This window comes from Rhodoplanes sp. SY1, from assembly GCF_046000175.1.
GTDB lineage: Bacteria > Pseudomonadota > Alphaproteobacteria > Rhizobiales > Xanthobacteraceae > Rhodoplanes.
This window is the reverse complement of the sequence record NZ_JBEOMB010000047.1, coordinates 88,927-103,486: the sequence shown is the minus strand read 5'-3', so window position 1 is coordinate 103,486 and position 14,560 is coordinate 88,927. Positions and strand designations below refer to the sequence as shown.

The following is a 14,560-nucleotide window of genomic DNA, read 5'->3' as shown; positions in this document are numbered from 1 at the left end:
TTCTTGGATCGGCTCTTACAAACTGTCTTGACGCCGTGTCTGTCGCAGCATGACTCTCAAGATCGCCGCCGTGTCGAGCATCAGTCCGGTGCCGCTACCCACCCAGGGCTCTGTCGCAGCCCGTGCCAGAAATCAGAGAAGGCAGCACGATCTGGAATTGCCACATTGCAGCCTACTTGCTGCGCGTCAGTAGAGCTTGTCGTTCTCCGTGCATATCACTGGTTTCCCGACTTTCTTAGCGATCTCCTGCGCCTGAGAGTCATTGCTTTCTAGGAAAAGGTACGTGCTTGATAACGATTTGTACACTTCGCTCTTAAAGGAACCATGCGCCTTGGAGCGCATTCTGTCTTCCTTAGACGGAAGGTCTAGCATGTAAAGCTTTTCATACTTTACGTCATTAGCTTCCAACCACGCCTCTGTTTCCTTGCGATACTTCTCTAGCCGCGAAGTAACGATCGCTTTAATCCGATATTTTGGAATGTAAAGAGGTTGGGCATTCAGAATGAACTGTCGGTACAATTTCCCGTCATCATTCTCTTCATCCGTCGGATCAACACACAGCACACCGTCCAGGTCATAGCACGCGTGGCCCGCTATGCCGTGATTTGTGTAGTTCCATTGGAAAAGCCGCGGTATTGGCAGCGAGACTAGGGTAAGAACATCATCGTTTCGCCACAGGTCTGAACCGTAGACAGCTAAAAAAGTGAATCTGCACGCTCGGCCGCGATACTCTGACTTTAACATCTGTCTCGCGCGCCGATATGCATTCCCATTATTAATGCTATCGTCCACAACCAAAACCTCAAGACAGCCTTTGTTTACGAAGTTTTGTGGACGATCGCCGCGAACTGGTTCGATGCCAGCAACAAATTCATCAAGAGAGATAACGGCACAATTCTTCATCTGACCTATCAAAATTGCAGGCACCATTCCCGACCTGGGCACCCCCACTACCAGATCTACTTTCTCCGGAATTAGTGCAACTAGACGCCTTAAATCGACGGAGAGATCTTGAAGACTCCGATAGCTGATCTTTCGTTCCCTTAATAAATCCGCATAAGAACGCACTAAATGTGCTTTAGGAACTCGGCTCACAGGAGATTTGCTTGGGGGTAACGAAGCAAAACGACCGCGCCATTTCAGCCGCAACACTTCGCGATTGCGCAGCGTGGTGAAGTTGAACGCCCGCGTCTTGGACTCGTGATGGATAACCTCGCAGTCGACGATCACCTTCAGTTTAAATCCGAGTTCACGCAACTTCAGGCAATAGTCAATATCTTCTTGACCGTAGAAAAAACGTTCGTCAAATCCACCAACGGCACGGTGCAGATCAGCGCGAACAAGGAGACATGCACCCGTGATTGCGTCTGCAAAATACGAATGCGTATATTTCTTATTTTCTTTTGCGGGAGCCTGAACAGTATCGCCGATAGCTGTGACTTCAATTCCGGCAGATTGAACGGTATAATCTCCATAAAGCAAAATCGGACCCGCTGCTCCGATGAGGCTGTCGTTCTCAAGTGAAGAAACAAGGATCAATAGCCAATTCTTATCGATGATTTCTACATCATTATTAATAAATAGGAAAAACGTCGAATCGCAAGTCTTCGCAGCATCGTTGTTCGCACGAGAGAATGATTCATTTTCCTTATTAGTCATCACTCTGACTCGAGGGTCGCTGCTTACGACACTCGCGAGATAGCGCTTCGTCTCGTCGCCGGAAGCGTTGTCGACAACGATTAATTGAAAATTATCATAACGCGTTTCCTTCAAGATACTCGAAATCGACTTCTTGGTTACATCAAGAGAATCGCGAACAAGCATGATTATGGAAACGCTAGAAATACATTTGAGTGTCGCCCAGTCTCGCTTCACATGGAAATGATTTTTGAAATACGGATCGAGCCACTGACACCCTTGGAGGCGCTGGTACTTTACGTCCAATTGCCAAGAAACGAAATTAAAGCTAAGCTGGTCGCGAACAGAATAATCCCGAACGAGGCTCCACCAAGCTTCATTAAAGCGCGCGATCTCTTCGGTATGGCGTCGGAAAACCTGCGCCGTTTCCACAAGCCCGGCCCCCTCAGGGTATCGCTGATCGCGATAAAAGCGAATTTGACGCTCGATGACCTCGCTTCGGTCCTTCTTTTGGGCGATGCATTCCCTCGCTTCATCGTAGATGCAGGCCCGTTGAAAATGACTATGTACGGCTATTGCGTGCTCAGTCAGCGCCTCTTCGAAAAGGTGTTTAAAGTCATTCCCACGAATCTTCGTGCTCCCATCGATCCATAAGCTTGCTTCATAACCTTGCAAGAAAATGTGCGATAGTGTTTTCACCATACGCGCATTTCTGGTGCTGTTGGGATAAATCGGCGGGACGTGAATAATCTCAAACGTGCTTGAAGTAAGGTATTCGTGATCAGTAAAGCATATGTAGTCCACGTCGGGGCGAGGCAGGCGGATCTGGAAGAAATACACAGATCTCCGTCTGACCAGATAGGTCGGCCCGCGTCGGCGACGGTGGACTACGTGGCGGACTACATCGGGTAACGGACGCTCTGCCATCGGCCTGCTCGCGCATGCCGGAAGCTTTGATCCACAAGGGAAATCTGGAGCGGCTCACCGGGCGGAGAAGCCCGAAAAATTGGCGGAGAGGGGGAGATTCGAACTCCCGATACGGTTACCCGTATGCCGCATTTCGAGTGCGGTGCATTCAACCACTCTGCCACCTCTCCGCGGGGCCGAGTGCGGGCGTCGCCGCCCGGCGGGACGGACTTCTACAGAACCGGCCGCGCCGACACAAGGGCCATGCGATCGGTGATCGCGAGCCGCGTCGCGCGCCGCGATGCCAGGCCGGACAATGGGTTCGGGCGCGACAACCCTCGGCCAAATCGCCGCGCCTTCCTTGACTCGGCCGGGAGCCGTCGCCATAAACCCGTCGTGCGGCGCGGGTCCCGATGGGCCCGCGCCTTCCCACATGGCCGCGCCGGCTCGCGCTCCCCGAGCGCAAGCCTCTGGCAAGGCTTCCGAATCCGGTCGCTCGCGCGGCCGATCCTGTGAACCGACTGAAAGAAGCCGGCCCCTCAAAGGTCGGATCCGAACACGAGGACAGAAAGATGTTCGCAGTCATCAAGACCGGCGGGAAGCAGTACCGCGTGGTCGAGAACGACCTGCTGCAGGTCGACACCGTCGCGGGCGAGGCCGGCGACGCCGTGACGTTCGGCGAGGTGCTGGTGGTCGGCGGGGACGAGACCCTGCTCGGCGTGCCGACCGTGGCGGGCGCCTCGGTGGCCGGCACGATCGTCCGCCAGGGCCGTGGCCCCAAGGTGATCGCCTTCAAGAAGCGCCGCCGCAAGAACTCGCGGCGCAAGCGCGGGCATCGCCAGGACTTCACGCTGGTCCGCATCACCTCCATCCTCACCGACGGGCAGGCGGCCGCGGCGGAGTGAGGCGGGAGCGGGGCCGGCGCGGTTAACTCTTCGTGTCCGGCCCGGTGATGATTTGGTCACAGTTCGTCGGTAGACCCCTAGATCGAAACGGATTCGAGCGATGGCTCACAAAAAAGCAGGCGGCTCCTCGCGCAACGGCCGCGATTCGGCTGGTCAGCGCCTGGGCGTGAAGATGTTCGGTGGCGAGCGCTGCCGGGCCGGGAACATCATCGTGCGTCAACGCGGCACCAAGTGGCATCCGGGCGTGAACGTCGGCCTCGGCAAGGACCACACTCTCTTCGCGCTCGTCGACGGCACGATCGCGTACCGTACGAAAGCCAAGGGCCGCACCTACGTGTCGGTGGTACCGGCGACGACGCAGGCTGCGGCCGAGTAGACGGTGGATCACTTCGGGGTCCGCCGGCGCAAGTCTCCCGGCGGATCCGCGAAGGACAAGCGGGTTCCGAGAAGGGGAGACCGGAGAGCGCCGGCCTCCCCTTCTCTTTTGGCCTTCCAGTCGGAGGCCTTCCAGTTGGAAAACGGAGCCCGCCATGACCATCCTCGAACGACCCAGGGGCGGCCTGCACGAGGCGTGTAGCCTCGTCCTCGAGACCGACCGGCTGATTCTGCGAGCGCCGCGCCTCGAGGACGCAAAAGCCGTAGCGACGCTCGCCGACGACCGCCGGATCGCCGAGAACACGTTGCGTATTCCGCATCCCTACGGTCTCGGCGACGCCGAGGACTGGATCGCCGTCAGCAACATGGACGGCGGCGAGGACACGTTCCTGATCACCCGGGCCGACGACGGCGCCGTGCTCGGCTCCTGCGCGCTGCGCTGGACGACCGACGAGACGCCGGAGATCGGCTACTGGCTCGGCGCCCCGCATTGGGGCCGCGGCTACGCCACCGAGGCGGCCCGCGCCCTCATCGACCACGCCTTCGGCGAGCATGGCGTCGAGGCGATCGTCGCCGGCGCCCGCACCTCGAACCCGGGGTCGCGCCGGGTGCTGGAGAAGTGCGGCTTCCAGTGGACCGGGGTCGAGCTGCACCGCATCCGCGCCATCCGCTCGTCGGCGCCGTTCGACCGCTTCCGCCTGGAGCGCGCCATCTGGGCGTCGCTGAAAGGCTGGGGCCGCACCGCCACCAAGGTGCGCTGCTCGGCGTAAGACCATGCCCATTCGGGCGTCGACCGGTTGCCGACGCCCGAATCCGGTTGGAGATGGCGAGATTCGAGCTTATTTTTCAACCATGGGCACCCACAGCGTCGAAGCGACCGACCAACTCGCCGATCTGATCGACCGCGCCGAACGGGGCGACGAGGTCGTCCTGACGCGTCAGGGCCGGCCGGTGGCGCGTCTGACGCCGCTGCATGCCGAGGTGAAGCCGATCACGCCGGAAGCGCTCGATTGGCTGACGGCGCACCGTGTCGGCGGTCACGAGCCGAGCGAGGACTCCGGCACGCTGGTGTCGCGGATGCGCGACGAGGGAGAGCATTGACGGCCTACCTGGATGCGAGTGTGCTGGTCTCTCTATTCGTTCGCGACAGCAACTCCGCCCGGGCGAGCACGGTCCTCCGCGACACTGTTCCGGTGGTCGTCATCAGCGACTTCGCGGCTGCCGAGTTCTCGGCAGCGATCGCACGCAGGGTTCGGACGAGCGGATTGACCTCCCAAGAAGCCCAGGAGGTCTTTGTGAACTTCGATGCCTGGACGGCGCGGGTCGCGCGCCGTGTCGAGACGATCGCCGCCGATATTGCGGTCGCCACCACCTTCGTCCGCCGCCTCGACCTGAACCTGCGGGCTCCGGACGCGATCAACACCGCGATCGCCCAGCGAATCGGGGCTCGACTCCTGACCTTCGATATCGGTATGGAGGCGGTCGCGCGAAAACTCGGCGTTCCAGTCCTGGAGCACGGCGCGACCAACCCGCCGTGATGAGCGCATGAAATTCCTCGACCAGGCCAAGATCTACATCCGCTCCGGCGACGGCGGGGCGGGCTGCGTCTCGTTCCGCCGCGAAAAGTTCATCGAGTTCGGCGGCCCGAACGGCGGCGACGGCGGCCGCGGTGGCGACGTCGTGGCGGAGTGCGTCGACGGTCTCAACACGCTGATCGACTATCGTTATCAGCAGCACTTCAAGGCCAAGACCGGCACCCATGGGATGGGCAAGAACCGCGCCGGCGGGCGCGGCGCCGACGTCGTGCTGCGGGTGCCGGTCGGCACCCAGATCTTCGACGAGGACAACGAGACGCTGCTCGCCGACCTCACCGCGGTCGGCCAGCGCGTCGTCATCGCCAAGGGCGGCAATGGCGGCTTCGGCAACGCCCATTTCAAGTCGTCCACCAATCAGGCGCCGCGCCGTGCCAATCCGGGCCAGCCGGGCGAGGAGCGCACCATCTGGCTGCGCCTCAAGCTGATCGCCGACGCCGGCCTCGTCGGCCTGCCGAACGCCGGCAAGTCGACCTTCCTGGCCGCGGTGAGCGCGGCGAAGCCGAAGATCGCCGACTATCCGTTCACGACGCTGCATCCGCAGCTCGGCGTCGCCTCGGTCGACGGGCGCGAGTTCGTGCTCGCCGACATCCCGGGCCTGATCGAGGGCGCCAGCGAGGGCGCCGGCCTCGGCACCCGCTTCCTCGGTCACGTCGAGCGCTGTCGCGTGCTGCTGCACCTCGTCGACGGCACCTGCGAGCACGCCGGCAAGGCCTACAAGACGGTGCGGGGCGAGCTCTCGGCCTACGAGCACGATCTCGACCAGAAGCCCGAGATCGTCGCGCTCAACAAGATCGACGCGCTGTCGCCCGAAGATCTCAAGCAGCAGGTCGCCCGCCTCAAGCGCGCCGCCAAGACGACGCCGCTGCTCCTATCCGGCGCCACCGGCAAGGGCGTGTCCGAGGTGCTCCGCGCCGTGCTGGGCGTGGTCGACGGCGCCCGCGCCGCCGAGACCGGCGACCAGGAGGCCGAGGCCGCCGGCTGGCGGCCCTGAGTCGTCTCCTCCAAGCACAGGCTCCGTGTCCCGGGCGCGGCGCAACGCGCCGTGACCCGGGACCCAGAGCGACAGGACCCAGCGCCGCCCGCTTCGATCTTGCCGAGTCGCCCCTGGGCCCCGGCTCTGCGGCGCATCAGGCCTGCAGCCTGACGCGCCTTGTCCGGGGCACGCGGCTGCACGCGGCCGACACGACGTCACCCGACGACGATCCGGGTCCGCGGCCCGATGCGTGCGAGCAGCCGCCGCAGATCGCCCGGCGCGAGCGCGACGCAGCCGGCGGTCGGCGCAAATCCCTCGCGGGCGACGTGGATGAACACGGCGCTGCCGCGGCCGGCGACGCGCGGGCGGCGGTTGTGGTCGATCTCGATCACCAGGTCGTAGAGCCGATCGTCGCGCCACAGGAGGTCGCCGGGCTCGCCCGAGCCGTCGGCCCGCAAGGCGCGGCGGAACGGCCGGTTGTAGCGGCGGTCGGACGGATCCTCGCACCAGGCGAGGTCCGACGTGATCCGCGTCGCCGGCAGCCCGGAGCACGCAAACGGGCCGCGATCGGGCCGCCACCACAGCCGCACCGGGCGGAAGATTCCGCGCGGTGTTGCCCCATCCCCCTCTCGCTTGTCGGCCTTCAGGCCGGTCCGGCCGAGCGCGACCGGCAGGCGCAACGGTCCGGCGATCAGCCAGCCGCGGGTCGGGGCGCCGGGACGCGCCGCCACCACGATGCGGGAGAGGTGCCGGCCCGGGCCCCCCGCCATTCGTCCATGGGTCTGAGGAATCAAGGGTATGGCCGCCTTCCGGTGCGTCGGGACGCTTGCTCTTTTATGCCCGAATGCTCTACTTCGCCCATACTCGCGTGTTTTGTGCGCGTCCCCTGCGTGCGCGTGCGCCAGAGGCCACCGATGCCGAATGCCCGGAAGATCCTGATCGTCGACGACGAGGCCGAGCTGCGCGAGGCCCTGGTGGAGCAGCTCTCGCTCCATGACGAGTTCGAGCCCGAAGCCGTCGACACCGGCGCCAAGGCCGTGCAGGCCGCCAAGGCCGGGCCGTTCGATCTGGTGCTGATGGATGTCGGGCTGCCGGACATCGACGGCCGCGAGGCGGTGCGCATCCTGCGCAAGAACGGCTTCAAGGCGCCGATCATCATGCTGACCGGCCACGACACCGACTCCGACACGATCCTCGGGCTCGAGTCGGGCGCCAACGACTATGTGCCGAAGCCCTTTCGTTTCGCCGTCCTGCTCGCCCGCATCCGCGCCCAGCTGCGCCAGCACGAGGCGAGCGAGGACGCGGTCTTCGCCATCGGCCCCTACACGTTCCGGCCGAGCTCCAAGCTCCTGGTCAGCCCGAAGGGCAACAAGGTGCGGCTGACCGAGAAGGAGACGGCGATCCTGCGCTTCCTCTACCGGGCCGGGCAGAAGCCGGTGTCGCGCGACGTGCTGCTCCAGGAGGTCTGGGGCTACAACTCGGGGGTCACCACCCACACGCTCGAGACCCACATCTACCGGCTCCGTCAGAAGGTCGAGCGCGACGCCGCCAACCCGGCCATCCTGGTCACCGAGGCGGGCGGGTACAAGCTGGTCCCGTGAGGGACGCCGGCCCGGGGCCGCCGTCGGCCCGGCCCGAACCGTTCGCCGGCCGACCCACGGGCCGGGCGCGACGGGAATTTCTATTTAAGGTTATCGGATTACGATTCGGCTGCGGGGAAGTTCGGAATCCACTTTCGCCGAACTCGCGGTAAATTCGAGCGAACCGGTCGCGGGGGGTGCGGCCGGTCCTGCCATCACGGAACCGGCCGTCCCGGAAGGCGCCCCCAAGAGTCCGGCAGCGTCGCTTCGCCCCAATGAGCATCGAGGACGATATCGGCTTCCTGGCGAGCGTGCCGACGTTCCGCCTGCTCGGGCCGAATGCGCTGCGGATTCTCGCCATCGGCTGCGAGAGCCGGTCGCTCGATGTGGGCGACATGCTGTTCCGGGCCGGCGAGCCGGCCGACTGCGGCTACGTGGTGCAGGAAGGGGCCTTCCGGCTCGACTCGGACCGCCCGGACGGGCCGCTGGTGTCGGTCGGTCCCGGCGTGCTGCTCGGCGAGATCGCGCTCCTGATCGACACGATTCGCCCCGTCAGCGCCACGGCGACCGAGCCGTCGACCGTGATGCGCATCCCACGCCAGCTCTTCCTCAAGATGCTGGAAGGCTTCCCCGACGCCGCCTTCCGGCTGCGCGACCACCTCGCGACGCGCGCCATGGAGACGGCCGAGGACATCGCCCAGGTGCGGGCGAATCTCGATCTGGGGCGGTGACCCCCGCCAGTGATGCATCAGTCGGCGATCTGATGCACCAGACACCACGACCAGACGCGCCCGACGGGCGACCGAACCCGCGGATTCGAGACCTTCGTCATGGCCGGGCTCGTCCCGGCCATCCACGTCTTCGTCGCGACCGAGACTTCAAGGCGTGGATGCCCGGCACAAGGCCGGGCATGACGAGTCGGAACCCGTGTCGCGAAGCGGGAATGCCGGCCGCACTCACATCTCCAGCTTCACCGTCACGGGCACGTGGTCGGAGGGCTGGGTCCAGCCACGCGCCGCGCGGGTGACGGTCATGGAGGAGACCCGGTCGCCGAGCGCCGGGCTCACCCAGACGTGGTCGAGCCTTCGGCCGCGGTCGGAGGCGGCCCAGTCGGTCGCCCGGTAGCTCCACCACGTGTAGAGCTTCTCGCTCGGGGGCACGTGCGTCCGCATGGCGTCGACCCAGGCTCCCGCCTGCTGCACGGCGACGAGCTTCTCGCACTCGACCGGCGTGTGCGAGACCACCTTGAGCATCTGCTTGTGGCTCCACACGTCGTGCTCGAGCGGCGCGACGTTGAGGTCGCCGACCAGGATCGAACGGGCGCCGTTCGCCGGATGCAGCCCGTCGGCGGCCCGCATCTCGTCGAGGAACTGGAGCTTGTGGGCGAACTTCGGGTTCACGGCCGGATCGGGCTCGTCGCCTCCGGCCGGGACGTAGAAGTTGTGCAGGGTCGCGGGGTCCTTCAGGCCCGCCTGCTCGCCGAACGTCACGGCGACGTGGCGGCAGTCCTGCTTGTCGCAGAACGAGCGCGTGGCGGTCGCCTCGAACGGCAGGCGGGAGACGATGGCGACGCCGTGATAGCCCTTCTGGCCGCTCAGCGCGACATGCGTGTAGCCGAGCTTCGCCAGCCGTTTCAGCGGGAAGGCGTCGTCCGGGCACTTGGTCTCCTGCAGGCACAGGACGTCCGGCCGGGTCGCCTTGAGGAATTTCGCCACGAGCTCGATCCGCAGCCGGACCGAGTTGATGTTCCAGGTGGAGATGGTGAGGGGCATCGGGACCTTCGCTTCGGTCCCCTTGATAGCCGGGATGCGGGCCGGAGCAAGGCCCAGGCCCGCCAATCCACCTGCAGAATACGCCTTATTCCGCCGCCGCTCCGGCCCGGGTGGGCGGCGCCGTCTCGAGATCCGGCGCCTCGGGGGCCTTGACGACGAGGGGCGGAATGGGCGGGGCGAGCGCGGCGGCAGCGGCCGCGATCGCATCTGCGACTTGCGGCTCGTAATGCATCATGTGGCCGACGCCCGGGACGATCCGCAGCGTCGCGTTCGGCAGCGCCTCGACCAGGCGGGTGCCCTGGAAGTGCTCGACCAGCCGGTCGCCGCCGGCCGCCAGCACGGTCACCGGGCAGGCGATCTCCCCGTAACGCCGGCGCAGGCGCCGCGCCGCCGGGATCATGGCGACCGACTCCTCGGCGACGGCACGAAGCTGCTCGGGCCGCAGCGCCATGCCGATCGGGAAGCCGGCCCGGAAAGCCGGCGCGACCGGCCGCGGCGCGAACAGGCGGCGCACGAAGGGCCGCGCGATCAGCGCCCCGATCACGGGCGAGATCGTGTGCCGCATCAGCGCCCCGAGCACCGGCCAGGCCGGGCCGGACACCAGCCAGACGTCGAGCCGCCGGGTCGGCACATAGTATCCGCCCACCAGCACCAGGCCGGCGACGAGCGTCGGCGCCTGCACGGCGAGGGCGAGCGCGACCAGCGTGCCCCACGAATGGCCGACCACGACGGCGCGATCGATGCCGAGAAGGCGCAGGAGGTCGCCGGCGAGCTCGGCCTGTGCCTCCGGCGGCAGTGGGCGGCGCGGCCGGTCGCTCCAGCCGAAGCCCGGCCGGTCGAGGCAGATGACGCGGTGGGTGCGGGCGAGCCGGGCGATCAGGCCGCTCGCCGCCATGTCCTGGGTCATCGCCCCGTTGCCGTGCAGGAGCAGGACGGCGGGCGCGTCCGGCGGGCCGGCCTCGACGACGTGCAGTCGCAGCCCCATCACCCGCACGAAGCGGCCGCGCGGCGGATTTCTGCGTTCCGCCCGGCGGGTCGCGATGGCCACCACGGCGGCATTGACGGCGAGCAGGCCGGCCATCACGCCGAGCGTGCGCACGCGGGTTTTCGTCATCGGCTTCATGGAGATGTCCCGCGGTCGGCAGCCCGCAACGGCAAAGGGCGCACCGGCCGGCGCGCCCTTCGAACAAATCCGTGACGATGCTTCTGTTCCGCCCGCGCGGCAGGCGGTGCGCCCGCGGCGCCGCGTTACTGCAGCATGCGCTCGTAGTTGATCCTGAACAGGCCGGGATCGGGCTTGGCGGTCGGGTCGAGATTGTAGACCGCCACCGTGGTGTCGTAGCCCTGGGGGTCGGTCACGGTCCACTGCTTGAGCTGCATGTCCTTGGCGCCGAACATCATCATCAGCTTGTGGGTGCCGGTGAGCGCCTGCTTCTCCTCGATCACGATGGTGACGAACACGTCGTCGGCCGAGACCGAGACGACGTTGGTGTCCTTGGTGAGGTCGATCTTGTCGACCAGGAGATAGCGCAGCGGCGTCTGCGACAGCGGGTAGAGGTCCTGGGTGGCGAGCTTGCGGTCGCGCACCACCACCGAGTTGCCGTCGGCGACGACGTCGATCGGGCTCGGCGGGTTGTACTCGAAGCGCACCTTGCCGGGCTTCTGGATGTAGAACTGGCCCTCGGTGCGGCCGCCGTCGGGGCCGACCTGGATGAAGTTGCCGGTGAGCGCATGGACGCCCGACAGGTAGCCGCTGACCTTGTCGGCCAGCACCTTCTGCGAGCCGTCGAGGCCGCGACCCTGGGCGGGCGCCGCGACCGGGACGATCGAGCCGGTGGTCGGAGTGCCGGTGAGGCCCGGCGCCGACAGTGGCGCGCGGGCCGGCGGCGTCGCCTGGGCGACCCGCTTCTTGGGCGAGGGCACCGGCAGCGGAACCGTTTCGGCAGCCGCGACAGCGGTGGTGCCGACCAGGCAGGCCGCGAGCAGGCAGGTCCCGAGCGTCAAGCTGCCGATCCGCGCGGCCGCCCCCGAAGTCCGCATGTTCATCTCCGATTCACCCCATCCTCAGAGACAAGACCTGTCGTCCAGGTCTATGGCGATTTCGCGACCCGGGAGACGCCGGCGGCGGCCCCGGGGCGACAGTCCAACGGCCCGGGGGCCGCGGTGTCGCGGCCCGACCGTCTCCCCAAGGTGCTCCGACCAAGATGCTCCGGCGCGACTCGGGCGCCGCCTTCGACCAGCATAGCGGGTCGCTCAGAAGCTGTCCTCGCCGCCCTCCCCGCCCACCAGAATCTCGCGCTTTCCGGCGTGGTTGGCTTGGCCGACGATGCCCTCCTGCTCCATCCGCTCCATCAGCGAGGCGGCCTTGTTGTAGCCGACCTGGAGGCGGCGCTGGATGTAGCTGGTCGAGGCCTTGCGGTCGCGCAGGACCACCTGGACGGCCTGCTGGTAGAGGTCGCCGCCCTCCTGGCCCATGGCGGTGCCGTCGAACACGGCCTCGCCGTCGCCCTCCGGCTCCTCGGCCGTGACCTCCTCGACATATTGCGGGGTGCCCTGCGCCTGCAGGTGGCGGACGATCTTCTCCACCTCCTCGTCCGACACGAACGGGCCGTGGACGCGGCTGATGCGGCCGCCGCCCGCCATGTAGAGCATGTCGCCTTGGCCGAGCAGCTGCTCGGCGCCCTGCTCGCCCAGGATGGTGCGGCTGTCGATCTTGGACGTCACCTGGAAGGAGATGCGGGTCGGGAAGTTCGCCTTGATGGTGCCGGTGATGACGTCGACCGAGGGACGCTGCGTCGCGATGATGACGTGGATGCCGGCGGCGCGCGCCATCTGGGCGAGGCGCTGCACGGCGCCCTCGATGTCCTTGCCGGCGACCATCATCAGGTCGGCCATCTCGTCGACCACGACGACGATGTAGGGCAGCGGCTCGAGATCGAGCTCCTCGGTCTCGTAGATGGCCGTGCCGGTCTCCTTGTCGTAGCCGGTGTGCACGGTGCGCGACAGGCGCTCGCCCTTGGCCTTCGCCTCCTGGAGGCGGGCGTTGTAGCCGTCGATGTTGCGCACGCCCACCTTGGAGAGCTTCTTGTAGCGGCTCTCCATCTCGCGCACCGCCCATTTCAGCGCGACCACGGCCTTCTTCGGGTCGGTGACGACGGGCGTGAGGAGATGCGGAATGCCGTCGTAGACGGACAATTCGAGCATCTTGGGATCGACCATGATCAGCCGGCACTGGTCCGGCCGCAGCCGGTACAGGAGGCTGAGAATCATGGTGTTGACGGCGACCGACTTGCCCGAGCCGGTGGTGCCGGCGATCAGCAGATGCGGCATGCGGGCGAGGTCGACGATGACGGGATCGCCGCCGATCGTCTTGCCGAGGCAGAGCGGCAGCTTGGCCGAGGAGTCGTGATACTGCTCGGCGGCCAGCATCTCGCGCAGATAGATCTTCTCGCGCGTCGCGTTGGGCAGCTCGATGCCGATCACGTTGCGGCCCGGCACCACGGCGACGCGCGCCGACACGGCGCTCATCGAGCGGGCGATGTCGTCGGCGAGCCCGATCACCCGCGACGATTTGATGCCGGGCGCCGGCTCCAGCTCGTACAGCGTCACCACCGGGCCTGGATGCGCGTCGAGAATCTCGCCGCGCACGCCGAAATCGCCCAGCACGGTCTGCAGCGACGCCTCATTGGCCTTGATCAGGTCCATCGACGGGGCGTGGCGGTCCGACGCCTTCGGGGCGGCGAGCAGGTTGACGGAGGGCAGCTCGTACTCGCTCGCCTTCGCCTTGGCGGGCGGCTTCTTGGGCGGCGGCAGCTTCTTGGCCGCGCGCTTGGGCGCCGGCTCCTCCTCGATCTCGTCCTCGGCCTCCGGCGCGTCGGCCGCGTCGAAGGGCGGCGTCTCGTCGTAGGCGCGCCGCTCGGCGACCTCGCCGGTGTCGCCGTCGAAACGCGGCTCGCGGCGCTCGAAGGTGCGGTGGTCGATGTCGGGCGCGCGCGTCGTCTTCGCCAGCGCGATGCCGGCCAGGACGCCGTGGCGGGCGAGCCGCAGCGCCCGCGCCTTCAGGCTGAGCAGCGAATGGACCACGAAGCCGAGCGAGATCGAGGCGCGGTCGCGCCCGGAGTCGTCGTCATCGTCCGTCTCGGGGTCGGCGGCCGGCGGCGGCGGCGGGGCGGCCTTCTTCGGGGCCGGCTTGGCCTTGGCGACCGGCGCGTCGGGATCGGCCTCGGCGAAACCGACGCCGCTGGCGAACAGCAGCGCCGCGATCGCGAGCGTGCCGTAGAGCGCGGCCAGGACCGTGGTGCCGGTGCCGGACGGCAGCAGCGACGCCGGGCCGCGCACCAGAAAATCGCCGATGACGCCGCCGAGCCCGCTCGGCAGCGGCCAGGCGGCGCTGCGCGGCAGGCAGGCGATGAAGCCGGCGGCGAGCGGCGCGCCGAGCGCCCAGGCGAGCACCCGCCACCGCTCGCGATCGAACCGGCGCAGATGGGCGAGCCGCCAGCCCCAGGCGGCGACGGGGCCGACCAGCGCCAGGGTGGCGAGGCCGAACAGCTGCATGAACAGGTCGGCCGCGATGGCGCCGGGGGCGCCGAGCAGATTCCGCACCGGCGCCGCTGTGGCGTGGCTGAGGCTCGGATCCTTCACCGACCAGGTGACGAGCGCCGCCGTGCACAGCATGGCGAGGCCGACCAGCACGAGCCCGACGAGCTGGCGGACGCGCCGCTCCAGCCCCACCCGGAGCTCGTCCGGCAGCAGGGTCGCCGCTCCGACTCGGCGCTGCAGTGCGGGCATTGCGTCCCCGTGTCTGCCCGGGCGGCCG

General features: G+C 66.7%; 14 protein-coding genes and 1 tRNA gene. 8 read left to right on the top strand and 7 right to left on the bottom strand.

Annotated features, from left to right (window positions below):
* Positions 1 to 186 precede the first annotated feature (186 nt).
* Both ABTU92_RS13605 and ABTU92_RS13600 read right to left on the bottom strand, forming a co-directional pair.
* Entirely contained in the window at positions 187 to 2,565 is a 2,379-nt protein-coding gene (locus ABTU92_RS13605) for a glycosyltransferase (protein ID WP_408091434.1), read from the bottom strand.
* An 80-nt stretch (positions 2,566 to 2,645) separates the two neighbouring features.
* Positions 2,646 to 2,735 (bottom strand) — tRNA-Ser (locus tag ABTU92_RS13600).
* A gap of 381 nt (positions 2,736 to 3,116) precedes the next feature.
* Here ABTU92_RS13600 and rplU point away from each other — a divergent pair.
* The 6 genes from rplU to obgE all read left to right on the top strand — a co-directional run bounded on the left by rplU (position 3,117) and on the right by obgE (position 6,410).
* On the top strand, positions 3,117 to 3,449 hold the full coding sequence (gene rplU / locus ABTU92_RS13595; protein ID WP_408091432.1) for a 50S ribosomal protein L21: 333 nt from the start codon (positions 3,117 to 3,119) through the stop codon (positions 3,447 to 3,449).
* Positions 3,450 to 3,549: 100 nt separating this feature from the next.
* Positions 3,550 to 3,825, top strand: coding sequence for a 50S ribosomal protein L27 (gene rpmA, locus ABTU92_RS13590; RefSeq protein WP_378477765.1), 276 nt, complete (start codon positions 3,550 to 3,552; stop codon positions 3,823 to 3,825).
* 154 nt (positions 3,826 to 3,979) lie between these two features.
* Entirely contained in the window at positions 3,980 to 4,594 is a 615-nt protein-coding gene (locus ABTU92_RS13585; RefSeq protein ID WP_408091430.1) for a GNAT family N-acetyltransferase, read from the top strand.
* Positions 4,595 to 4,598: 4 nt separating this feature from the next.
* Positions 4,599 to 4,925 (top strand): type II toxin-antitoxin system Phd/YefM family antitoxin, encoded by a 327-nt coding sequence (locus tag ABTU92_RS13580; RefSeq protein ID WP_408091428.1) that lies wholly within the window; start codon positions 4,599 to 4,601, stop codon positions 4,923 to 4,925.
* Complete coding sequence (locus ABTU92_RS13575; RefSeq protein ID WP_408091426.1) at positions 4,922 to 5,362, top strand: type II toxin-antitoxin system VapC family toxin; 441 nt, start codon at positions 4,922 to 4,924, stop codon at positions 5,360 to 5,362. The genes ABTU92_RS13580 and ABTU92_RS13575 overlap by 4 nt, the downstream gene beginning before the upstream one ends.
* Before the next feature lie 7 nt (positions 5,363 to 5,369).
* Positions 5,370 to 6,410, top strand: a complete 1,041-nt coding sequence (obgE, locus tag ABTU92_RS13570; protein WP_408091424.1) for a GTPase ObgE — start codon at positions 5,370 to 5,372, stop codon at positions 6,408 to 6,410.
* 197 nt (positions 6,411 to 6,607) lie between these two features.
* Here obgE and ABTU92_RS13565 read toward each other — a convergent pair whose 3' ends face one another.
* Positions 6,608 to 7,162, bottom strand: a complete 555-nt coding sequence (locus ABTU92_RS13565) for a L,D-transpeptidase (protein ID WP_408091422.1) — start codon at positions 7,160 to 7,162, stop codon at positions 6,608 to 6,610.
* A 144-nt stretch (positions 7,163 to 7,306) separates the two neighbouring features.
* Between ABTU92_RS13565 and ABTU92_RS13560 the strand changes: the two genes are divergently transcribed.
* The gene (locus ABTU92_RS13560; protein WP_111358883.1) at positions 7,307 to 7,993 is read left to right on the top strand and encodes a response regulator transcription factor; all 687 of its coding nucleotides are present in this window, start codon (positions 7,307 to 7,309) and stop codon (positions 7,991 to 7,993) included.
* A 254-nt stretch (positions 7,994 to 8,247) separates the two neighbouring features.
* Positions 8,248 to 8,703: a Crp/Fnr family transcriptional regulator gene (locus ABTU92_RS13555; RefSeq protein WP_408091420.1), complete on the top strand. Its 456-nt coding sequence runs from the start codon at positions 8,248 to 8,250 to the stop codon at positions 8,701 to 8,703.
* Between the two features lie 225 nt (positions 8,704 to 8,928).
* On the opposite strand, the gene ABTU92_RS13550 is transcribed toward ABTU92_RS13555, so the two are convergent.
* The 4 genes from ABTU92_RS13550 to ABTU92_RS13535 all read right to left on the bottom strand — a co-directional run bounded on the left by ABTU92_RS13550 (position 8,929) and on the right by ABTU92_RS13535 (position 14,532).
* Complete coding sequence (locus ABTU92_RS13550; RefSeq protein WP_408091418.1) at positions 8,929 to 9,744, bottom strand: exodeoxyribonuclease III; 816 nt, start codon at positions 9,742 to 9,744, stop codon at positions 8,929 to 8,931.
* An 85-nt stretch (positions 9,745 to 9,829) separates the two neighbouring features.
* The gene (locus tag ABTU92_RS13545; RefSeq protein WP_408091416.1) at positions 9,830 to 10,867 is read right to left on the bottom strand and encodes an alpha/beta fold hydrolase; all 1,038 of its coding nucleotides are present in this window, start codon (positions 10,865 to 10,867) and stop codon (positions 9,830 to 9,832) included.
* A gap of 125 nt (positions 10,868 to 10,992) precedes the next feature.
* Positions 10,993 to 11,784: an outer-membrane lipoprotein carrier protein LolA gene (locus ABTU92_RS13540; protein ID WP_408091414.1), complete on the bottom strand. Its 792-nt coding sequence runs from the start codon at positions 11,782 to 11,784 to the stop codon at positions 10,993 to 10,995.
* 213 nt (positions 11,785 to 11,997) lie between these two features.
* Complete coding sequence (locus tag ABTU92_RS13535) at positions 11,998 to 14,532, bottom strand: DNA translocase FtsK (protein ID WP_408091412.1); 2,535 nt, start codon at positions 14,530 to 14,532, stop codon at positions 11,998 to 12,000.
* Between the last annotated feature and the right edge of the window lie 28 nt (positions 14,533 to 14,560).